This is a genomic window from Stenotrophomonas sp. 86156_Sma (assembly GCF_056481625.1).
This window is the reverse complement of the sequence record NZ_CM151157.1, coordinates 1,233,386-1,256,011: the sequence shown is the minus strand read 5'-3', so window position 1 is coordinate 1,256,011 and position 22,626 is coordinate 1,233,386. Positions and strand designations below refer to the sequence as shown.

Annotated in this window: 17 protein-coding genes; 7 read left to right on the top strand and 10 right to left on the bottom strand. The window is 64.9% G+C overall.

Annotated features, from left to right (window positions below; translation table 11 throughout):
- Positions 1-86: 86 nt before the first annotated feature.
- The 4 genes from ACZK33_RS05855 to ACZK33_RS05840 form a co-directional block, all read right to left on the bottom strand.
- Positions 87-398, bottom strand: a complete 312-nt coding sequence (locus tag ACZK33_RS05855) for a hypothetical protein (protein ID WP_423175676.1) — start codon at positions 396-398, stop codon at positions 87-89.
- On the bottom strand, positions 382-1,617 hold the full coding sequence (locus ACZK33_RS05850; RefSeq protein WP_423175678.1) for a tyrosine-type recombinase/integrase: 1,236 nt from the start codon (positions 1,615-1,617) through the stop codon (positions 382-384). Before ACZK33_RS05850 ends, ACZK33_RS05855 begins: the two co-directional genes overlap by 17 nt.
- A 161-nt stretch (positions 1,618-1,778) precedes the next feature.
- Entirely contained in the window at positions 1,779-2,345 is a 567-nt protein-coding gene (locus ACZK33_RS05845) for a single-stranded DNA-binding protein (protein WP_423175679.1), read from the bottom strand.
- A gap of 170 nt (positions 2,346-2,515) precedes the next feature.
- Entirely contained in the window at positions 2,516-2,911 is a 396-nt protein-coding gene (locus tag ACZK33_RS05840; RefSeq protein WP_071227796.1) for a hypothetical protein, read from the bottom strand.
- A 137-nt stretch (positions 2,912-3,048) separates the two neighbouring features.
- Here ACZK33_RS05840 and ACZK33_RS05835 point away from each other — a divergent pair, with 137 nt between their 5' ends.
- The 3 genes from ACZK33_RS05835 to ACZK33_RS05825 all read left to right on the top strand — a co-directional run bounded on the left by ACZK33_RS05835 (position 3,049) and on the right by ACZK33_RS05825 (position 8,711).
- On the top strand, positions 3,049-4,080 hold the full coding sequence (locus ACZK33_RS05835) for a LacI family DNA-binding transcriptional regulator (RefSeq protein ID WP_423175680.1): 1,032 nt from the start codon (positions 3,049-3,051) through the stop codon (positions 4,078-4,080).
- Positions 4,081-4,211: 131 nt separating this feature from the next.
- Positions 4,212-5,114, top strand: a complete 903-nt coding sequence (locus ACZK33_RS05830) for an ABC transporter ATP-binding protein (RefSeq protein ID WP_189720685.1) — start codon at positions 4,212-4,214, stop codon at positions 5,112-5,114.
- Positions 5,115-5,126: 12 nt separating this feature from the next.
- A complete protein-coding gene (locus ACZK33_RS05825) occupies positions 5,127-8,711 on the top strand; it encodes an ABC transporter permease/M1 family aminopeptidase (protein WP_423175682.1) in 3,585 nt (1,194 codons plus the stop codon).
- 115 nt (positions 8,712-8,826) lie between these two features.
- Here the strand turns inward: ACZK33_RS05825 and ACZK33_RS05820 are convergent, their stop codons facing one another.
- Entirely contained in the window at positions 8,827-9,114 is a 288-nt protein-coding gene (locus tag ACZK33_RS05820; RefSeq protein WP_239669963.1) for a hypothetical protein, read from the bottom strand.
- Positions 9,115-9,350: 236 nt separating this feature from the next.
- Between ACZK33_RS05820 and ACZK33_RS05815 the strand changes: the two genes are divergently transcribed.
- Together ACZK33_RS05815 and ACZK33_RS05810 are read left to right on the top strand one after the other, a co-directional pair.
- Complete coding sequence (locus ACZK33_RS05815; protein ID WP_423175684.1) at positions 9,351-10,250, top strand: hypothetical protein; 900 nt, start codon at positions 9,351-9,353, stop codon at positions 10,248-10,250.
- A gap of 10 nt (positions 10,251-10,260) precedes the next feature.
- Positions 10,261-10,635, top strand: coding sequence for a hypothetical protein (locus tag ACZK33_RS05810; protein WP_049422733.1), 375 nt, complete (start codon positions 10,261-10,263; stop codon positions 10,633-10,635).
- Between the two features lie 128 nt (positions 10,636-10,763).
- Here the strand turns inward: ACZK33_RS05810 and ACZK33_RS05805 are convergent, their stop codons facing one another.
- The 5 genes from ACZK33_RS05805 to ACZK33_RS05785 form a co-directional block, all read right to left on the bottom strand.
- Positions 10,764-11,222: a GNAT family N-acetyltransferase gene (locus ACZK33_RS05805; protein WP_423175685.1), complete on the bottom strand. Its 459-nt coding sequence runs from the start codon at positions 11,220-11,222 to the stop codon at positions 10,764-10,766.
- A 115-nt stretch (positions 11,223-11,337) separates the two neighbouring features.
- Positions 11,338-11,724, bottom strand: a complete 387-nt coding sequence (locus tag ACZK33_RS05800) for an SseB family protein (RefSeq protein WP_049462191.1) — start codon at positions 11,722-11,724, stop codon at positions 11,338-11,340.
- A gap of 141 nt (positions 11,725-11,865) precedes the next feature.
- Positions 11,866-13,581 (bottom strand): alpha-amylase family glycosyl hydrolase, encoded by a 1,716-nt coding sequence (locus tag ACZK33_RS05795; protein ID WP_423175687.1) that lies wholly within the window; start codon positions 13,579-13,581, stop codon positions 11,866-11,868.
- Positions 13,581-15,068, bottom strand: coding sequence for an MFS transporter (locus ACZK33_RS05790; RefSeq protein ID WP_423175688.1), 1,488 nt, complete (start codon positions 15,066-15,068; stop codon positions 13,581-13,583). Before ACZK33_RS05790 ends, ACZK33_RS05795 begins: the two co-directional genes overlap by 1 nt.
- The gene (locus ACZK33_RS05785; RefSeq protein ID WP_423175690.1) at positions 15,065-17,257 is read right to left on the bottom strand and encodes a glucosidase family protein; all 2,193 of its coding nucleotides are present in this window, start codon (positions 17,255-17,257) and stop codon (positions 15,065-15,067) included. Before ACZK33_RS05785 ends, ACZK33_RS05790 begins: the two co-directional genes overlap by 4 nt.
- Before the next feature lie 237 nt (positions 17,258-17,494).
- On the opposite strand from ACZK33_RS05785, the gene ACZK33_RS05780 reads away from it, so the two are divergent.
- Both ACZK33_RS05780 and ACZK33_RS05775 read left to right on the top strand, forming a co-directional pair.
- Entirely contained in the window at positions 17,495-19,546 is a 2,052-nt protein-coding gene (locus tag ACZK33_RS05780) for a glycoside hydrolase family 97 protein (RefSeq protein WP_423175691.1), read from the top strand.
- Positions 19,547-19,797: 251 nt separating this feature from the next.
- Complete coding sequence (locus ACZK33_RS05775) at positions 19,798-22,566, top strand: TonB-dependent receptor (protein ID WP_423174927.1); 2,769 nt, start codon at positions 19,798-19,800, stop codon at positions 22,564-22,566.
- Positions 22,567-22,626 lie beyond the last annotated feature (60 nt).

Below are 22,626 nucleotides of genomic sequence, written 5' to 3'. Positions count from 1 at the left end.
CCAACTCCCTGTGGTGATTTCAGGCCAGACGAAAGAACTGCTTGGAAGTCCGAAATTCTCAGTTCGGACCAGTTAACACTGCCCGTTCACGATCCAGTGCGCCAGCATCTAACAGATCTTGCTACCGCTTGGACAATATTTCTGAGGCTCCATGCAACTGAAGTAGCTGCCTTCTTAGCAACAAACAGCTTGACGATCAAAATGAATCGGTCACTACACAGCTTCCGCAGCGGCCGATAGTCAACCTCAACCAATCCTCCACCATCTCTATTGGCACGCAACGACCAGATATCACCTTGCGTACTCAGCTCCTGCCGATCCTTGGTCAACACTATTTCTGGCAGGTCGGACAAGTCGCTCAGCTGCTCTGCAAGAAGGCCGTCAGTAGTCGGAGTCATTCCCCAACTCCATATCGAACCGTGCATTGCGCTTTCGGAGGTAGGCATTGCCGCGCTTCTTGAGCGCATTTTTGATGTAAGTGATGGGCGTGTTCGATGTGGGCGCCCAGCCCCCCATCTCGCGCAGCATTCCGAGCACCAGTTCCGATGAATCCGGACTGCCCAGATACTGCTCCAGCAGATCGTCCGCAACCTCCTCGGCCCAGGTGTGTCGCAGCACGTGCCAGCTCATTCGACGCGAAGTACGTCCATTGACGGCCTTCCAGATGGCATCCAAGCTCGAACCGGAAATCGGTGTACCTTCCTCAGTCACGAGTAGATAGGGCGTTCGCGCTCCACGGCGGCCACCATCACGGAGCAGCGTGTGGCTGTACTGCCGAATGGCCAGCGCCAGTACATTGGACATGGGAAGCTCACGCTCGACAGTTTTCACTTTCGGACGGTTAGCGCTGGTGCGTGTATCCAACACATCCTGCGGTCGCCGAAGCACTGCGATGCATGGCCCGTCTACATTGCGTACATCGTCCGTACGGAGTTTCCCGACTTCGCCCCGCCGAAGCCCTGAGTAGCGTCCAAGAAGAGCCCCAATCCAGTTTCTCAACCGGGTTTTCGGATGCCAAGGGTTATGATCGGGAAAGCGCAGCGGCGTCTCGTAGCGCCCATCCTTGCGCCTGATGGGACCAATCAGCTCCCACAGGGCAACATCATCGCCGGCGGCAAGAGGCTGGATTCGCTTTCCACGAGACCTGAAGGCACGCAAGTCCGAGAATGTCAGCCGCAGCTGCTCGTCATAGAGTGTCAGTTCCGACGGGGGCACATAGCCTTTCCCCCCTCGATCCATTGGCTTTGCAAGCCAACGCAAGAAACGTTCAATGTTGGGCACGCATTGGCCGATCGTGGCCAGTGCCCGGACGCCGGGGGTATCCCCTTGCCCTACTCGCAAGTACTCGATCAGCCGCTCAAGATCATTTGCCGTCAATCGATGGCCGTCAGCGAACAGGTCGTCCAACGATGCATTCAACCGGTCCTCGCAGAACGTGTAGAGCAAGGCCACTGCACGCAGGCCATTTGCTAACGTCTTTTCACTGACCGCATTTCGTCGCGAGCGCATCACCCATCGCAAGGCCAAGCGTGGAGGTAATCCAGTGCGCTCATCCACCAGCGTCGGCACAAGCTCCTGCTCTTGCGGGCCCGCTGCCGGCAAGGTCACATTGACCACTCGGAAACGTGGTGCTGTCGCGCCAGTCAACCGCACAGCCGGTCCTTTTATGAACAGCGTGGTTGGATAGAAATCTACCAGCAAACTCTGGCAAAAAAAATGGCAGGAAACCGAAGTTCCCTGCCACCTTAGTAAATGTACAACTGAGACTACATAGTGTTCTAGAACGGAATATCGTCGTCAGCGAAGTCGTCCATCGGCGGCGCCTGCTGCGGCTGCGGGCGCTGGTTGCCACCCTGGTTGCCGTAACCGCCGCCCTGATTGCCGCCCTGGTTGCCATAGCCACCGCCCTGGCCACCACGCTGACCGCCGCCACCGCCGTACTCCTGGCGCGGAGCCTGCTGGCGCTGCGGACGATCGCCGCCGTAGTTGCCACCACCGCCGCCGCCTTCACCGCGGCCGCCCAGCATCTGCATTTCATCGGCGATGATGTCGGTGGAGTACTTCTCCACGCCGTCCTGGCCGGTGTACTTGTCGTAGCGCAGGCTGCCTTCGACGTAGACCGAGCTGCCCTTGCGCAGGTACTCGCCGGCGATCTCGCCGAGCTTGCCGAAGAACACCACGCGGTGCCATTCGGTGCGCTCCTGCTGGTTGCCATCCTTGTCCTTGCGGACGCTGGTGGTGGCCAGGCTGATGCGGGTGATCGCCATGCCGCCCTGGGTGTACTTCACGTCCGGGTCGTTGCCGAGATTGCCGACCAGGATGACTTTGTTGATGCCGCGCGCCATAGATGGATTCTTCCGTTGTCCGGGGCTGGACCAGTGATAGCACACCCGACGGGGTGCCGATACGCTGGACCTCCCACGGTTGCGAATGGGGGATATCGGAACGAGGCATCTTACCATTCCCTTCGCCCCCGGCCCGTCGGGAATCCGGCCGATCCGGGTCGGAACCGGCCTCAACGCAGCAGGGGACGATCCAGCAGCAGGCCGGTGACCCGCGTAACCTCCCCCACCGCCACCACCTTGGGCCCTTCATGGCAGTGGAAGCGCACGCCCGGCTGGATACGCTCCCGGTGCAACCCCGCCCTCAGCACCTCATTTACCACGGTCAGGCCCGCCAGAAGGGGCTCGCCCACCGGCAGCGGCAGCTCGGTCGCCCAGCTGTCGCCCTCAGCGTGCCGGAAGTCGGGCCAGATCATGAACAGCTCGGGTGTCCCGGCGTCATCGGCGTAGGCGAAGTCCCAGCGGATACCGTTCCGGGCCGGGCTGCGTCGCCCGCCCTCCTCCGGCGCGAGGATACGGATCCGCGCCTCGAAATCATCCGGAACATCCGGGTACAGGCGAAAGGACACCGCTTGGCTCCATCAGGCTGTGGCACTGACCGTCGCACACCCGCGACCTTGACCACAAGCGGCGCCGGCCAGGACGGCCGGCAGCCACCGCATGGCATCATGCCCGGGCACCTTTCCCCTGCCCCCTCTGCGTGCCCATGACGATCAAAGGCAAAGCCACCTCCCTGGACATCGCCCACCTGGCCGGGGTCTCCCAGCCGACCGTGTCGCGGGCGCTCCGTGGCAGCCCGATGGTCAATGCCGAGACCCGCGAGCGCATCCTGCGCATCGCCCGCGAACTGAACTACAAGGTCGACAAGAACGCCTCCAGCCTGCGCCTGCGCAACGCCGGCACCCTGGCCCTGCTGTTCTTCGAAGACCCGACCAACGACGACTCGCTGATCAACCCGTTCTTCCACTCGATGCTGGGCTCGATCACCCGCGCCTGCGCCCTGCACGGGCAGGACCTGCTGGTCTCGTTCCAGCAGTTGTCCACCGACTGGCAGGCCGATTACGAGGACAGCAACAAGGCCGACGGCATCATCCTGCTCGGCTACGGCGACTACCACGAATCGCGCGACCGCCTGCAGCGGCTGGTTGAACAGGGCACGCACTTCGTGCGCTGGGGCGCCGCCCTGCCCGGCCAGCCCGGCGTGTCGATCGGCAGCGACAACTTCCAGGGTGGGCATGACATCACCACCCACCTGTTGCACCAGGGCTGCCGCCGCATCGCCTTCCTCGGCCATGCCTCCAGCCATTACCCCGAATTCCAGGAACGCTACCGCGGCCACGTCGCGGCCCTGCAGGACCACGGCCTGGCCGCCGAACCGGCGCTGCAGCACGATGCGATCACCACCGAGGCTTCCGGCCAGGAGGCCTGCCAGGTGCTGCTGGCGCGCGGTGAACCGATCGATGCGATCTGCGCCGCCAGCGACCTGATCGCCATCGGTGCGATGCGCGCGCTCCGCGAGGCTGGCCTGCGGGTGCCACAGGACGTGGCGGTGACCGGCTTCGACGACATCCCACTGGCGGCCTCGGTATCCCCGGCGCTGACCACCGTGCAGCAGGACACCAAGCAGGCCGGACAGCTGCTGGTGGAGCGCCTGCTGGCACTGATCGGCCGGCAACCGGTGGAGAGCCAGAGCATCCCGGTGAAGCTGGTGGTGCGGGAATCTTCGCTGCGCGGGTAAGCGCTGCCAGGCCACCGCCCCACGCCCCAACGTGCGACGGCGGAATTCTCCCCCATGACCAACGGCGGATGCGCACGGAGGCTGATGCGCGGATAACGCGCAGACATCGCCCATGGAAAGGTGTACGTCGCATGCTGAAGATCGATTCGCTGTCCAAGACGTACGCCAACGGCGTGCATGCCCTCAACAACGTCACCCTGGACATCCCGCGCGGCATGTTCGGCCTGCTCGGCCCGAACGGCGCCGGCAAGTCGTCGCTGATGCGCACGCTGTCCACCCTGCAGGAAGCCGACAGCGGCACGGCCACGCTCAGCATTCCGGGCGAAGCGTCGATCGACGTGCTGCGCGACAAGGACGCGGTGCGCCGCCGGCTGGGCTACCTGCCGCAGGATTTCGGCGTGTACCCGAAAGTCAGCGCGCTGGACCTGCTGGAACATTTCGCGGTGCTCAAGGGCCTGACCCAGCGCGCCCAGCGCCGCGAGGTGGTCGATGGGCTGCTGCAGCAGGTGAATCTGTGGGACGCGCGCAAGCGCAAGCTGGGCACGTACTCCGGCGGAATGCGCCAGCGCTTCGGCATCGCCCAGGCGCTGCTGGGAGACCCGCGGCTGGTGATCGTCGATGAACCCACCGCCGGCCTCGACCCGGAAGAACGCAACCGCTTCCTCAACCTACTGGCCGCCATCGGCCAGAACGTGGCGGTGATCCTGTCCACCCACATCGTCGAGGACGTGACCGATCTGTGCCCGACGATGGCGATCATGAACAAGGGCCAGGTGCTGCTGACCGGCCGTCCGGCCGAAGCCATCGACGCCCTGCAGCACCAGGTCTGGCGCAAGCAGGTCGATCCGTCGGAACTGGCCGACCACGAAGCGCGCTATGTGGTGCTGTCGACCCGTCTGGTCGGTGGCCGCCCGGTGATCCACGTGCACAGCGCCAACGACCCCGGCGACGGCTTTGCGGCCGTAGCTCCCGACCTCGAGGACGTGTACTTCCAGCGCCTGCGCCTGCAGGCCCGTGCCCGCGCGGCAGCCTGAGCGGAGCACGCCATGATCCTCAACTTCTTCCGCTTCGAGCTGCGCGAGCAGCTGCGTTCCCCGCTGCTGTGGCTGCTGGCCGGGCTGTTCGCCCTGCTCGCCTTCGCCGCCGCCTCCAGCGACGCCGTGCAGATCGGTGGCGGCACTGGCAACGTGCACAGCAACGCGCCCACCGTGATCGCGCAGATGCTGGGCATCTTCACCCTGCTTGGCATGCTGGTCACCGCACTGTTCGTCAGCAATGCGCTGTTGCGTGACTTCGAACTCGGCACCGCCGAACTGATCTTCGCCAGTCCGGTGAAGCGCCGCGATTACCTGGCCGGGCGCATCGCTGCCGCCCTGGCGGCCGGGCTGCTGGTCTACGTCCTGATCGCGTTCGGCCTGTGGCTGGCGCCGTTCATGCCGTGGGTCGATCCCGAGCGCATGGGCCCGATCAGCTGGCAGGGCTATGCGTGGACGTTCGCGGTCATCGTCATTCCGAACCTGCTGTTCACCACCGCGCTGCTGTCGCTGCTGGCGGCGCTGACGCGCTCGATCCTGTGGGTCTACATCGGCCTGGTGGCCTACCTGGTGCTGTACGGCGCCAGCGCGGCCCTGCTGCGCGACATCGACAACACGTGGATCGCAGTGCTGAGCGAACCGCTGGGCATGCGCGCACTGGGCCGCACGATCCGCTACTGGTCCACCGCCGAACGCAACAACGGGATTCCCGAGCTGGCCGGTTACCTGCTGGCCAATCGCGCCCTGTGGTTGGGCGTGGCTGCCGCGCTGTTCGCCGCCACCTTCGCGCTGTTCCGCACCGAACGCAGCGGCAGTGGCCGTCGGCGCTGGGGCCGCAGGCAGGCGCAACCGGTTGCCGATGCCGGCGCCGTCCACCCCACCCGCGCAACGCTGCCGCGCGTGGTACCGGCGTTCACTACCACCACGGCGTGGCAGCAGTTCCTGCGCCAGGTCCGCTTCGATACACGTGGTGTCCTGCGCAGCGTGCCGTTCATCGTGCTGCTGGTGCTGGGCCTGGCCAACTTCCTGCCCAGCGCGCTGTTCCGGCAGACCCTGTACGGCACCTCGATCTGGCCGGTCACCTCGCAGATGATCATGGGCTTGCAGGGCGCCTTCAGCTGGCTGCTGGTGATCATCGTGCTGTTCTTCGCCGGTGAGCTGGTCTGGAAGGAACGCAGCGCGCGCATCAATGAAGTGACCGATGCCATGCCGGTGCCGAACTGGGTACCGCTGCTGGCCAAGTTCACCTCACTGCTGGCGGTGATCGTCTGCTTCCAGGCCGCCGGCGCGCTGGCGGCGATGGGTGTGCAGCTGGCCAAGGGCTACACGCATCTTGAGCCGCTGCTGTACCTGCGCAGCCTGGCCCTGGATTCGGTGGTCTACATCCTGATGGGCGGCCTGGCGCTGGTGCTGCAGGTGCTCACCAACAACAAGTTCGTCGGCTACGCACTGCTGATCGTGGTGATGATCGGCCAGGGTGTGCTCGGCCTGCTCGACTACACGCAGAACCTGTACAACTTCGGCAGCTGGCCCAACGCGCCCTATTCGGACATGAACGGCTACGGCCACTTCCTGACCGGGCAGCTGGCGTTCCAGGGCTACTGGGCGTTGTTCCTGCTGACGTTGATGTGCCTGGCGTCGGCCTTCTGGGTACGAGGTGTCAGCCAGGGCCTGCGCCAGCGACTGGCCCTGGCCGGCCGCCGCCTGCGCGGTCCGACCGGCGTCTTCGCTGGAGTAGCGGCCTTGGCCTTCATCGGCGTGGGCGGCTGGCTCTACTGGAGCACCAACATCCGCAACGAGTTCATCTCGCCCGACCAGCAGCTGGATCTGCAGGCCCGCTACGAGCGCGAGCTGTCGAAGTACCGCACTTTGCCGCAGCCTCGCATCGTGGCGGTGGACAACCGCGTGGACCTGTTCCCCGAATCGCAGTCGATGGTGATCGATGCGAACTGGACGGTGCGCAACACGCATGCCGTACCGATCCAGGACGTGCATGTCTCGATGGGCGACGACAAGCAGCTGGTCGCGGCTGACCTGGGTGGGCAGACCTTGTCGATGCATGACGCCGATCTCGGCTACCGCATCTACCGCCTGGCCGCGCCACTGCAACCGGGTGAAAGCCGCAACGTCCACTTCCGGGTGGTGCAGAAACCCAACGGCATCACCGCCGGCCAGGCGCCGAGCAACATCGTCGACAACGGCACGTTCTTCAACAGCCGCGTACTGCCGTCGTTCGGCTACAACGAAGGCGCCGAGATCAGCGACCGCAACGAGCGGCGCAAGCGCGGCCTGGGTGAGCCGCGGCGCATGCCCAAGCTGGAAGACGAAGCCGCGCGCGCCAACACCTACATTTCCAACGACGCCGACTGGCTCGATTTCCGCACCACGGTCTGCACCGCGCCGGACCAGGTGGCGCTGGCCCCGGGCTACCTGCAGAAGGAGACCACGGTGAATGGCCGCCGCTGCTTCAGCTACGCCATGGATCGGCCGATGCTGAACTTCTACGCCTATCTGTCGGCACGCTGGGAGGTTCGCAAGGCGAAGTACAAGGACATCCCGATCGAGGTCTACTTCGACCCGGCGCACGGCTACAACGTGGACCGGATGATCGAAGCGGTGCAGAAGTCGCTGGCCTACTACGAAGCGAACTTCACGCCCTACCAGCACCGCCAGGTACGCATCATCGAGTTCCCGGGCTATGCGCGTTTCGCGCAGTCGTTCGCCAACACCATCCCCTACTCCGAGGCCATCGGCTTCATCGCCGACCTGCGCGATCCGGACAAGGTGGACTACGTGTTCTACGTGACCGCGCACGAGATCGCGCACCAGTGGTGGGCGCACCAGGTGATCGGTGCCAACGTGCAGGGCGCGACGGTGCTGTCCGAATCGCTTTCGCAGTATTCTGCACTGATGGTGATGGAGCAGGAGTACGGCCGCCAGCACATGCGCCAGTTCCTCAAGCGCGAACTGGACGGCTACCTTTCCGGGCGCGGCGGCGAAGCCATCGAAGAGCAGCCGCTGGAGCGCGTGGAAAACCAGCAGTACATCCACTACCAGAAGGGTTCGCTGGTGTTCTACCGGCTGCGCGAGGAAATCGGCGAGCAGGCGCTGAACCGTGCGTTGAAGCACTTCCTGCAGGACAAGGGCTATCAGCAACCGCCGTACACCACCTCACGCGAACTGCTGGACTACATCCGGGCCGAAACCCCGGCCGACCGCCAGCAGCTGGTCACCGACCTGTTCGAGAAGATCAGCTTCTACGACAACCGGGTGATGGCCGCCAGCGCCCGCAAGCGTGCTGACGGTCGCTACGACGTAACCCTGGACCTGCACGCCGCCAAGCAGTACGCCGATGGCAAGGGCAAGGAGAGCGACGGCACGATGGATGACTGGGTCGAGATCGGCGTGTTCGCCAACGGGCCCTCCGGCAAGGAACGCGACCAGAAGGTGCTGTATCTGCAGCGCCACCACATCACCAGTGCCGAGCCGAAGATCACGGTGACGGTGGATGAAAAGCCGGATGAAGCAGGCTTCGATCCCTACAACAAGCTGATCGACCGGGTGAGCGATGACAACCGGCGCAAGGTGACGATGTGAGGCAACGGGGCGCCGGCCTGTCCGCCGGCGCTCCACGCAACACCTGCGGGCTTGGCTCGGCCTTACTGTAGTGCCGAGCCATGCTCGGCACATTGTCCACGACAGCCGCGAAGATTCAGTGCACCGGGGCTTTCGGCCCCAGCAACGCCAGCAGCACATAGACCACGATCGAGGCGACGGTACCGAGCGCCGCCGGCAACCCGAATGCCCACGCCGAACGGCCCTGCTGGCGCGCCCACTGGGCCAGATGCCAGGCCGCGCCCAGATTGATCAGCCAGGCAATGACGAACACCGGCCACAGCACCATGCCCAGGGCGCGCAGCAGGGGCATGGAGACCAACGCGGCAACGATCGCCGCGATCAGGAAGATCAGGGCGGAGCGGGAATGGCGGGGTACAGCCATGGTCACGTTATCAGCCATCAGAAGATGAAGTCCGCTTCCAGAATAACGCTGACTGACATTGGGTGCAGCAGGGGTCAGATTGGATGCCTGACATCAAGATCCTCGGATCTCTGACGAACCGCACGGCGGATACCGATACGCGGCAGTCGCCACGAAGCGCAAGGTGAATGCGTGGGAACACCGTGGATCAGGAAGGTGTACCCGCAGGTACACCCACTCGTCCAAGGAGCCACTTTGTGAAAATGATCTCTGCAGCCACCTTGATTCTCGCAGGCTCCGTGCTTTCCCCGTTCGAGGCACACGCGGTCCAGGTAGTCACCTGTGGCAACTGCACTCAATCCTGGCAATACGAATCCGCTGGCGAGATGGCTCATGGGTTCCGTCGTGGCTGGGAGGCCTACCTCGTGGTCAACCCCAACACCGCCCAAGCGCTTTACGTCACCGTCAACTACATTCCTCCTGGCGAGGTTCCCAGACGCCTCCACCAGGCCCCTTCCCAGGGCGATCTGGGAGTCGCTGCCGACATCAACGTTCCAAGCTGGCGCCTACCGAGCCAACCGGTGCTGACCCGGTATGGGCAAGGTGACTTCGATAGCAGTTCACAGGGCCTGGCAGACGGCGAACGACTTCAGCTTGAAGCGATCGTCCGCATGTCGAAAGAATGGGTGTTCATAAAACCCGTAAACGACAGCGGCTACTTCTCAAGCCTGCATGTCGCAAACCAGTTCATCCCCGCAGTGGACGATGCTATCCGAATCGCGCACACCGCAAACAATCCAGCCTGGCAACACGGGCAGATCAATGGAAACCTCATTGGCTCACTCTTCCGGTCGCTCGAGTACTTCTTCGGGAGAGGCGTTGGCGGCTGCCTGCTGATGGACAACGGCGACACCGCTTGCTGGCAGATCAATCCAATGGCAAGAGAGGCGGCTCGACTGATCAAAGACACCGCCAGGGATGTTTTTGGCCAGGCATTGCCTGAATCAGACACCATCAGGAATGGGGGACAGATTGATATTAATATCGACAAGGGGGATTGGCCACGTGAGATCCGCTACAACTTTAGTGGCGGCTATTACCGATGCGGATCGATAAACGGAAAGCTGGACCGCTGCGAATGGGTCCGTCCCCGCTAGGAGTTCCGTCATGAAGATATGGTTGCAGTTGGGATCGCATTCCCTGGTCGCCATTGCGTTCTCGCTTCTGGGAGCCTTTCACATCACCCATGGACTACCCAGTCTGAAGCAGCAGTACAGCGATGATCTTGCGATGTCCATCCACATGCTTTTCGACGAGGATGGTGAAGCAAGATCCCAGGCTGAACTGCAGTCCAGAATCTCATCCCACATCGTTAACATGCTGTTGCTCTCAGCCAGCTCATCGGCAAAATCGGATGCGGACAATGAGCGTTTGGCAACAATCAGCAAACGCGTTCTCGCACAGGACCTCCTGCGATACATCGAGCGTGACGATGTACGACACAACGCTGTCCTCGTCGCGGGCAACCTGGCTGCCGATTGAGCATGCGATGTCCGAAGTCTCCAAGCCCTGAGGTCGCCCCTTTTCCGACAGCAGTGAGCCGGAGCTCCCAAGCTCATTCAACCGGCACATCCAGCTCACCGCCTGGACGAAGCACCAGGGCACTTCTCCTACAGCGAACGCACCATCACCAGCACACGGTGGCTGCGGTTGTCGGCTTCCTGCAGCAGCTTCCAGCCCAACCGCGCATACAGGCCGCCATCCAGGGATTCGGTCTGCAGGTACAGTTCGGAAACCCCCATCCGCACCGCCTGCGCCGCGGCCTGTTCGACCAGCGCGCCAGCCAGCCCACGCCCGCGATGACTATCGGCCACGAACACGCTGCCCAGCCAATGCTCGTACTGCGGGAAGGCCTGCATTTCCCGGCGCTTGAGCTGCACGGCACCGACCACCTGGTCTCCATCGAAGGCGGCGATCAGGTGCGGGAAACCCTCGGCGTCCTGAGGTGTGTTCAGCCGCTGCAGTTCCTGTTCCAGCGACAGGCCGGCGTCGCGGCCCCATTCGGCGTGGTACCACCGGGCCAACTGCTGCCGTCCCGGTGCGCCGGCGGGTAATACCCTGAATTCCATGGCAATGCCTCGATGGGGAAGCGTTCTGTAGAGTCGAGCCATGCTTGACTGATCTGGCACTGTGCGAAAGGCAGTCGAGCATGGCTCGACTCTACAAATATAGCGCGGTGGCGGTTCAGCCCTGGGCGAAGTCCTTCAGGATCTCGCCCACGCCGCTTGGCGAAATCTCAAAGCCCAGCGAAGTGCCCGGATTGATCACCACGCCATAGCCACCCGGCACGCGGCGCAGCACGTCCAGCATCAGCCAGCGGATCTGGTGTTCGGCCTGCTGGCTGTAGATGCCCACCCGCGACGGGTCGGTGAACACGGCCACGTGCAGGGTGCCCTGCTTGTCGAACAGCAGCGGGTCGAAGCCGCTGCCGTCGGGAGTGACCAGGCTGCCGGTCAGCAGCACCACTTCGGAGGCGACGAAGGCTTCCATGAAGGCGCGGATCGGCACCGCCCCGTCCATCGCCGCCTTCAGCAGGGTTTCGATCGGGGTCTGCGGGGCGAGGTCGGTCATGGCGGTACGGTGGGGCGTGAGGGGTGCCTATTGTAGAGTCGAGCTTGCTCGACTGCTCGAAAAGCGTGCCAACCAAGGTTGGCACCCACCAGAGCGGTAGGCAGGAGCCAGGAATCCGGGGTTGCCGGCCAGCGGCCGGCACTACCGCCCCAGCCGCTGATCCCGCGCCTTCTGGTCGGCCATCGCCTTGTCCAGCTCGGCCTGCAATGCCGGCTGCTGCACGGCGGCGTCCAGCACGTACACCTTCACGCCGTGCGCGGGCACGTCGGCCTTCAGGGATGCATCCACCTGCAACGAACCGCCGTCCAGTGCATCGCGCCAGCGGCCCGCCTGCACGTAACGCGACACGGTGAGGGTCCTGGTCCGGTCGCCCTTGTTCAGCAGCACCAGCGCGGTCTGCGCCACGTCGCCATACTGCAGCACGCGGAAGAACACCGCTTCATCACCCTGCAGGCGCTCGTTCACCTGCAGGCCACGCTGCAGCGCGGGCGTGGCTTCGCGCAATCGCGCGATACGCTGCAGCGGCGCGAAGATCGGACTCTCCGGTGCGGCGTCCACACGCGGCTGGCCGAAGTAGGCACGATTGCCGGCATGCTCGGCGCGGCCGCGCATGAAGCCGGTTTCCGAGCCGTAATAGACCACCGGAATGCCGCGTGCGGTGAACAACCAGTTGTGCGCATCGATGAAGCCGCTGTCGCTGGCCTGCAGGCGCGGCATGTCGTGGTTGTCGTAGAAGCTCATCAGCTCGTACGGATTGGCGTACGGGCCGCCGGTCAGGTGCAGTGGCTCGGCCAGGGTTTCAAAGCCCTTGCCGGCGATGCCGAAGGTCTGTTCCAACGCGCCGCGCAACGGGAAATCCAGCACGCTCACGTTGGCATTGGACGGCCAGGTGTGCTCGGCGATGCTCGCCGCGTTGTAATCGAACGCTTCGCCGAACATGAACATGCCCGGGTGCTCGGCGCGGATGCGCTTCACGAAGGCATGCCACCACGGGTGCGGCAGCCAGCCGATGGTGTCGATGCGCAAGGCATCCACGCCCTGCGCGGTCCACTGCAGGTAAGCACCCACCAGATAATCCATCACCGCCGGATTGTCCTGGTTGAAGTCGGACAGCTCGGCAAGGTTGCCGTCGAAGATCGATCCGTTCTTGCCGTCGACCGGACCGATGTTGTTGTAGAACGCGTGCAGCGGGTTGTGCTTCGGATCCAGCTTCTGCGGTGGCAGGTTCTGGTGGTCGGCGATCAGCGCTCCGTCCTTGTCGAAGATCTGGCCGAACTGCGGCTGCCGTGTCGGCATGGTCCAGGCCGGCGAGCCGTGGTTGCCGACGATGTCCAGCACCACCTTCAGGCCTGCGCCATGCAGGCCCTTGGTCAACCCCGCGAAGTCCAGGTCCTTGCTGGGCAGGTGCTCATCGAGCTTGTAGAAGTTGATGCCCCAGTAGCCGTGGTAGCCGGTCTTGCCGCGATCGGTCAGCGTGCTGGTACAGCTGATCGCCTTGCTGCCGGTGAACGCCTCGTCCGGGTTGTCGATGATTGGCGTGATCCATACCGCGCCGAAGCCGAGGTTGCGGATGTACTGCGCATTTTCGAGCACGCCGCGGAAGTCGCCACCGAGGTAGCCGATATTGCCGTCCACCTTGTCCGGGCACGGCACCGGGATATCGAAGGTGCGGTTCTTGCCGCCCTGGTCGCGATGATCGTTGGACGGGTCGCCGTTGACGAAGCGGTCGGTGACCACGAAGTACACCGCATCGCTGGCGAACGGCTCGGTGGTGCCCACATAGTCCGGGCGTGGCGCGGCCGTCGCATGGCCGGCCAGCAGTACCAGAGAAACAGCAACAGACAGCGCACCACGCATCACACCACCTCCGGACGGGACGGAACCCGCAGCACGCACAGGCCGGCGACGAACAGGCTGCAGCCGCCCAGCACCAGCACATGCATCGGCTGGCCACCCAGCCAGGCGCGCAGGGCAAAGCCGAGCGCGCTGGCCGCAACCAGCTGCGGGATCACGATGAAGAAATTGAAGATGCCCATGTACACGCCCATCTTCGATGCCGGCACGCTGTCGGACAGCAGTGCGTATGGCAGCGAAAGAATGGACGCCCAGGCGAAGCCGACGCCGACCATCGACAGCAGCAGCCAGTGCGGGTCGCGGATGAACATCAGCGAGACCAGACCTGCACCGCCCAGCCAGAGGTTGACCAGGTGGCTCCAGCGCAGGCCAATCGCACGCACCATCGGCGGAATCAGTACCGCGGCCAGCGCAGCGAAGCCGTTGTAGGCACCAAACAGCACGCCCACCCAGTTGGCGCCCTCGTTGTAGGCCGCTGACTGCGGATCGGTCGAGCCGAAGTGGATACCCGCCACCGCGGCGGTGGTGTAAATCCACATCGCAAACAGCGCGAACCACGAGAAGAACTGCACCCACGCCAAACGACGCATGGTCACCGGCATCGCGCGCAGGTCACCGACGATGGCGGCCAGCATATGCGTGGCCGGCAAGGCACGCGCGGCCGCCAGCAGCAGGCCGTAGCCGGCGCACAGTCCTGCCAGCACATACAGCATCCTGTCGCCCTGCCGCCAGGCGATCAACAGCGCCAGCACCACGCCGAGCCCCAGCCACAGCGCCACCTGCGTCCACGGTGCGGGGCCACTGATCGCAGCCCCTGCGTGGTGCGCCGGCGGCTCGGCGTCATCGAAACCGGCCAGCTCTGCCGGCGAGTACTCGCGGGTGCTGACCACCGTCCAGGTGATCGCCGCCAGCAGCACCACCGCGCCGAAGTAGAACGCATAGCGCACGGTATCGGGCACTTCTCCGGCAGCTGCGGTATTGGCAACACCGAAGTGGGCCAGGATGAACGGCAGGAAGCTGGCGACGATGGCGCCCACGCCGATGAAGAAGCTCTGCATCGCGTAGCCGACCGGCCGCTGGCGTGGTGCCAGCTGATCACCGACGAAGGCGCGGAACGGTTCCATCGACACGTTGATGGAGGCGTCCAGCACCCACAAGGTACCGGCGGCGATCCACAGCGTCGGCGAATTCGGCATCACCAGCAGCGCCAGCGTAGTCAGTACCGCACCGATCATGAAGAACGGGCGGCGACGGCCCCAGCGCGTCCAGGTGCGATCGGACAGGTAACCGATCACCGGCTGCACCAGCAGGCCAGTCAGTGGCGCCGCGATCCACAGCCCGGGTACCGCGTCCATGTCTGCGCCCAGTGTCTCGAAGATGCGGCTGGCGTTGGCGTTCTGCAGGGCGAACCCGAACTGGATGCCGAGGAAGCCGAAACACATGTTCCAGATCTGCCAGAACGACAGCTGCGGTTTGGCGGGACGACTCATCGTGCGCCCTCTTCCATCGCCACCGGCGCCACCGTCAGTGCCTGCACCTGGGCCTGGTTGAGCACACCATCACGCCCGCCCTTGCCGCCGGTGTAGTGCGCGAAGTGCTGCAGCGCGCTCATGTTGAAGCCATCTTCAAGCGTGACCGTGCACCGCCCCTTGGGCACTGCGAACGTTGCCGAGGTCGAATCTTGCACCGCCACGCTGTGTGGCAGAGTGACCGTATGCCGCTGCAATGGCTGGCCCGGGCACTGCAGCACCAGCTGCTTGACCGCAGCGGTGACGCCGGTGTTGATCGGCCCGTTCGGGTTGCGGTACTGCAGCCGCAGGCGCACCTGCCCGGCCTTGACCGAGTTGAACTGCCAGCGTTCCTCGCCCTTCAGCACCTGCTGCGGACCGACGCAGAGCGTCGGGCTGTGCAGTGATTCCAATGCACCCTCGCGCCGGGTCAGGCTGAGGCAGTGCTGCAGGCCATCGTCGCTGATGTACACCTGGCCATTGCTGGCGACGAGGGCCCTGCCGTCCTTCCACAGAACCTGCTCGGCTTGCACCGGAACGTTCCAACCCGTGCCCATGCGCAGGGCCTGCGGTGCCGCCGGTGTTGCGGGCGCACGCGCGTTGGCATCCGCAGTCGTGGCAGCGAAACCGGTTGCTGCCGGGGCAGCGACCAGCTGCACCGTGGTAGTCGTGCCACGTGTGATGGTGCTGCCGGCTACCAGCAGGCCATCGCCCACGTTCTGCGGGCGCTCCAGCACATAGCGCCTGCCGTTGGCTTCCAGCGTGATGCGGGGATGCGTGCCGAACAGCTCCGGCACCAGCACGGCCGGCAGCTTGGGCTGCACGCCGCCATCGTCCTGCACGCCGAACACGCCTTCAAGCACCATCGACAGGTAGCCGGCCACCGACCACAACTGGCGTTCGGAGTTGACCACCGGGCCGCTCAGCGCACCTTCCTCGACATGCACGGCCTGGCTGACCAGTTCGTAGTTTTCCATGTTGGAACCGGCCAGCGCAGCGCCCTGCATCAGCGAACGGATCTCGGCGGCGATGCGCGGCGCATCGTCCAGCTGCCGCGCGGCACGCAGCGAGTAGGCACTGACGAACGGCCAGATCGCACGGTTGTGGTAGATCGGCTGCTGCGATTCCTGCGGCCACACCACCGGGCTGCCAGCCGGCCCCATCGGGTAGGCAGCCAGTGCACGGCGCGCGCGCTCGGGTGGCAGCACCTCGGCGAGGATGCCCAGCGACAGGCCGAGCAGATCGACCTTGACGTACGGCACAGGGTGCGCGGCTTCGCCGATGTAGCTCATGTACTGGCCCATGCCCTCGCGCCAGAAGCGCGCATCGATCTGCTGCGCCAGCGCATCGGCCCAGTCCTTGTAGTCGGCTGCGCGGGCGTCGCCGTGCTGGCCGGCCAGGCGTTCAGCCAGGCGCAGTGCCTGGTAGTGCAGCACGTTGGTGGACAGTGCGTAGGAATCACCGATGAAGCGCACGTCCTCGCGGGTCCAGTCCGGATAGGTCTGCTCGCGCCAGTCCAGGAACGAGGTCTCACCACGGTACAGGCCCACCTGCGCGTCGAACACCATCGCGCGGTCCTGCGCCAGCGTGCCCTGCAGCGCCTGCCAGACCTGGTCGGCAAACGCGCGATCGTCCAGCAGGTGGCGTGCCGCCAGGAACCACACCACGCGGTCGCTGCTCATCGGCCAGCTGCCGCCGGAACCGGTGTCCTGCGCGACGAACAGGCCAGGCGTATGGCCATCGCGCGCTGCCGAGAGCTTGAACTGCAGCGACTGCCGGGTGCGCTGCGGGTCCAGCCGCGCCAGCGCCAGATCGGCGGCGAAGCTGACATCGCGGGTCCACACATAGGGCCAGCGCGCGCCGGTCTGGAAGCACTCGCATGGCACCGGCCGGCCTTCGTCGAACGCGGGATCGCGGATCGCATCCACGCGGTCCTGGTCCATCTCCTGCTGGGCCAGCGCGAACAGTGCATCGAACATCACGCTGCCGGTCTGGCTGCGCATCGGCATGGGCGCGATACGCACCTCAGCCTTCGGCGCATGTAGCACGTAGCTGCCCTTGGCAGCGGCTTCGGCGCGCGCATGGCGGCCGTCGAATTGCAGGTCGGCCGCCTGCGCGGTCGATCCCAGCGCTGCCCCCAGGGCAGCGGTCAGGCAAATGATCTTCAGCATCGAAGCGGCGGACCGGCTTTCGCCCGTCGGCCTCCCTCCCTCTCTGCACGCGTTGTAGGTCCGCACCGTCGTTGCCGGCGGGCGGGCGCGGCCCCTCCCTCAAGGTGCCTTGGCCCCATGGTAGACGCGGCGCTGTCGGCTGCGTCCAGCTGCATACGTATTCATGGCGTTGCGCGGTAGCGGGCCTGCCGTGCTGGCTTATGGTCCGGGTCTGCCAACGGCGCCTTGGGAGGGGAAATGCCGATGTCACCCACTGCTGTACGCGCGGTGTTCGCGCACCTGCTCGGTCTGGCTCTGCTGGGCCTGGCCACGCTGGCGCAGGCCGCGCCGCAGGTGGCCAGCGTCGAATCACCGGGAAAGGTGCTCAAGGTCAGCCTGGTGCTGGACGGTGGCGCCGCGCGCTATCGCGTCGAGCGTTTCGGCGAGACCGTGGTGGAAGATTCGAAGCTGGGCTTTGCCTTGCGCGATGGGCGCCTGGACCGGGATTTCACCCTGCTCGGCCAACAGCAACGCAGCGTCGATGACAACTGGGAACAGCCCTGGGGCGAACGCCGGCTCACCCGCAACCACTTCAACGAACTGACCGTGCAGCTGGCCGAGACCACCGGCAGCAAGCGCCGGCTGGATGTGGTGTTCCGCGTGTACGACGATGGCCTCGGCTTCCGCTACGTATTCCCCGAGCAGCCGAACCTGCACGAAGCGATCATCGATGACGAGCTGACCGAGTTCGCCATCGCGCAGGATTCCACCGCGTGGTGGATCCCTGCCGGCGAACCGATCCACTACGAGTACCTGTACCAGCGCACGCCGCTGCGCGAGGTTCCGCTGGTGCATACGCCGATGACCCTGCGCAGCCGCGATGGCCTGCACGTGGCGATTCACGAGGCTGCGCTGGTGGACTATGCCGGCATGTGGCTGCGGCGAAGCGAGGGCCAGCGCCTGCGCGCACAGCTGTCACCCTCGGCCGAAGGCTGGAAGGTGCGCCGCGCCCTGCCCTTCGCCACGCCGTGGCGCACGCTGCAGATTGCCGACCGTGCCGGTGGCCTGGTCGAATCGGACCTGATCCTCAACCTCAACGAACCCAATGCGCTGGGTGATGTGAGCTGGGTGAAGCCGGCCAAGTACCTGGGGGTGTGGTGGTCGATGCACCTGGACAACGAGAGCTGGGCGACCGGGCCGAAGCATGCGGCCACCACCGCGAAGACGAAGAAGGTGATCGACTTCGCCGCCGCGCACGGCTTCCGTGGCGTGCTGGTGGAAGGCTGGAATCCGGGCTGGGACGGCATGTGGGTGGGCAATGGCTACGACTTTGATTTCACCCGTGCCACGTCCGATTTCGACATTGAAGCGCTGTCGGCGTATGGCCAGAACAAGGGCGTGCACCTGATCGGCCACCACGAAACCGGCTGCGCCATCGAGCACTACGAGGAGCAGCTGGGCGCTGCGCTGGACCTGTACGCACGGCTGGGTGTGGACCAGTTCAAGACCGGCTACGTCTGCGATGACGGCCAGGTCGACCGCCGCAATCCCTCGGGCGGCCCGCTGTGGCGCGAGTGGCACGACGGTCAGTTCATGGCGCGCCACCATCTGAAGGTAGTGCAGGAAGCCGCGCGCCGGCACCTGTCAGTCAACCCGCATGAGCCGATCAAGGACACCGGCCTGCGCCGCACCTACCCGAACTGGATCTCGCGCGAAGGCGCGCGCGGCATGGAGTACAACGCCTGGGGCCAGCCACCGAATCCACCAGAACACGAGGTCAACCTGGTGTTCACCCGCATGCTGGCCGGGCCGATGGATTACACGCCCGGCATCCTCAGCCTGAAGGGCCGCCACGGCCAGGCCATTCCCAGCACGCTGGCACGCCAGCTGGCGCTGTACGTGGTGCTGTACAGCCCGATCCAGATGGCCGCCGACCTGCCCGAGCACTACCTGCAGCATCGCCAGGCATTCCGTTTCATCGAAGACGTCGCGGTGGACTGGGAGCAGAGCCGCGTGCTTGATGGCGAAGTGGGCGACTACGTGACGATCGTGCGCCGCGACCGCAACAGCCGCGACTGGTTCCTCGGCAGCATCACCGACGAGCACGGCCGCGTGCTGCCGGTGTCGCTGGGCTTCCTGGAGCCGGGCGTGCGCTATCGCGCCGAGATCTACCGCGATGGCGCGGGTGCTGATTTCCGCAGCAATCCCTTCGCGTTCGCGCGCGAAACCCGTGAGGTGACCAGCGCCGACGCACTGACGCTGGTGCTGGCGCCGGGTGGCGGGCAGGCCATTCGTTTCACGCCGCTTTGAATGCCCCGGCAGTGCCGGCCGCTGGCCGGCAACCCGGTGAACGCGATTGCCGGCCAGTGGCCGGCACTACCGCAAACAGAACCTGAAAGCGATTACATCCCTGCAAACGCCATTGAATACGTATGCAGGGTGATTCCCGCGAAGAACGCGCTGCCTACCATAGCGGCGACGACAGCGGCCACCGCGTCGCACGTCCACGGTCACTCCGGGACGTTCACGAATCGATCTGCAACATTGCCTGGGAGGGGAAAATGTTGAACCACAAGCGCAGCGCGCTGAGCATCGCGCTGGCCGTTGTCCTGGCGCCGACGCTGGCGTCGGCACAGTCCACGCAGAGCACCACCACGCCGGCCGCCACCGCCGCCACCAACCTGGATACGGTGCAGGTCACCGGCATCCGCCGCGGCATCGAGAACGCAATCGCGATCAAGCAGGACGCCACCTCGGTGGTCGAAGCGATCTCCGCCGAAGACATCGGCAAACTGCCTGACGTCAGCATCGCCGAATCCATCTCGCGCCTGCCCGGCCTGGCTGCCCAGCGCGTGGCCGGCCGTGCGCAGGTGATCAGTGTGCGTGGCCTGTCGCCCGACTTCGCCACCACCCTGCTCAATGGCCGTGAAGTGGTCAGCACCGGCGACAACCGCGGCGTCGAATTCGACCAGTACCCGTCCGAGCTGGTCAACGGCGTGACCGTGTACAAGACCCCGGACGCGGCGCTGGTCGGCCAGGGCCTGTCGGGCACCATCGACATGCAGACCGCACGCCCGCTCAGCTTCGGCGAGCGCGTGATCGCGGTCAGCGGCCGCTACCAGAAGAGCTCCCTGGGCCGCGCTGCCAACATCGACCCGTATGGCAACCGTTTCAGCGCCAGCTACATCGACCAGTTCTTCGACAACACCCTGGGCATCGCCATTGGTTATGCGCACAGCGACATGCCGATCCAGGAGAACCAGGTCGGCCTGTACGAGCCCTGGACCACCGAACACACCGACAAGGGCGAGCGTCGCGGAATCGCACCTGGCACCTACTTCACCGATGGCATCAAGGCGCTGCGCCGTACCGGCAACAACAAGCGCGACGGCGTGATGGCAACGATCCAGTTCCGCCCCAGCAACAGCTGGACCAGCACCTTCGATGCGTTCCATACCGAAGCCGAGCAGATCGACACCGCCAACCAGTTCGAGCTGAGCCTCAGCGGCAACGGCGAGGACAGCAACAATCCCAACGCGATCCTGCCGGTGTTCAGCAATGTCGGTCGCAATGCCGATGGCAGCTTCACCGGTGGCACGATCAACAATGCGTACCCGCTGGTGCGCGGCATGTACAACAAGCGGAAGGACAAGATCGATGCGTTCGGCTGGAACAACGAGTTCAACGTCGGTGGCGTGAAGCTGGTCGCCGACCTGAACTACTCCAAGGCGACCCGCCGCGAGATCAACCTGGAAAACAACCTGCAGCTGGTGCCGCGCCCGCAGTTCGACACGATCGGGCTGGTGGTGAACAACAACAGCTTCTCGCAGATCACGCCGGGGCGCGACTATTCCAATCCGGACAGCCTGTTCCTGACCAACACGATCTATGGTTCCGGCTATGGCAAGGTGCCGGAGGTGGAAGATCGCTTGAAGGGTGCCAAGCTGGCGGCGACGCTGCCGGTTCCCGAGGCCATGTCCAGCTGGTTCTCGGATGTGGACGTGGGCGTGAACTATGCCGACCGTCGCAAGCAGAAGGCTCAGGCCGAAGGCAACATCCTGCTCGGCGCCCAAGGCGAATCCACCATCGCACCGGACCTGCAGTACCGCCCGGTCAACCTCGGTTTCGCCGGCATCGGCTACATCCCGTCGTGGAATGTGCCGGCAGCCGTCGGTCGTTACATGACCTTCAACCCGGTCGACAACCTGGACTACCTGATTCCGAAATCCTGGACGGTCGAGGAGAAGATCACCACGGCGTGGGCACGCCTGAACATCAACACCGACATCGGCGTGGTCGGCGTGCGCGGCAACATCGGCGTGCAGATGCAGCACACCGACCAGAGCTCGGATTCGCGCTACTGGGACAGCTCGCAGCCGGCGGGCAGCAACATCCAGCCCTTCTCTGCCGGCAAGACCTACAAGGATTGGCTGCCAAGCTTGAACCTGGTGTTCATGTTCCCGCATCAGCAGACGCTGCGCTTCGCCGCCGCCAAGCAGGTCGCGCGCCCGCGCGTGGACCAGATGCGTGCCGGCCTGGAATTCGGCGTGGATACCAACAACGGCCGCCCCGGTGGCAGCGGTGGCAATCCGCTGCTGGATCCGTGGCGCGCCACCGCGCTGGATCTGTCCTATGAGAAGTACTTCGGCGAGAAGGCCTACGTGGCTGCGGCGATCTTCTACAAGGACCTGAAGAGCTACGTCTACACGCAGTCGGTGGACAACTACGACTTCAGCGGCCTGCTCGGCAACTACGTGCCACCGCCGGGCATGACCGCACCGGTGCTGTCCACCGGCACCTTCTCCACGCCGCAGAACGGCAAGGGCGGCACGTTGAAGGGGCTGGAGCTGACCGGGTCGTTCCCGCTGGAGATGCTGACCGACAGCCTGCGCGGCTTCGGCGTGCAGGCCAGCGCGACCTTCAACAAGAGCGACATCACCATCCTGGATCCGGAGAGCGCCTCCAGTGTGGGCACCGACCCGATCAGCCTGCCGGGACTGTCCAAGCGCGTGTACAACTTCACCGCCTACTACGAACGCAGCGGCTTTGAAGCACGTGTGAGCCAGCGCCGCCGTTCGGACTTCATCGGTGAGATCGGCAACTTCAACGGCAATCGCACCCTGCGTTACGTGGTGGGCGAGAACGTGACCGATGCACAGGTCAGCTACACCTTCAGCGACAGCAGCAGCCTGCGCGGGCTGACCCTGCTGCTGCAGGGCAGCAACCTGACCAACGAGCCGTACCGCACCTACGCCGGCAGCAAGGACCGCCCGCTGGAATACATCGAGTGGGGCCGCACCTACATGCTGGGCGTGAACTACAAGTTCTGAGGTAGCGCCGGGCCGCGCCCGGCAACCCGGACCCGGTAGTGCCGGCCGCTGGCCGGCAAC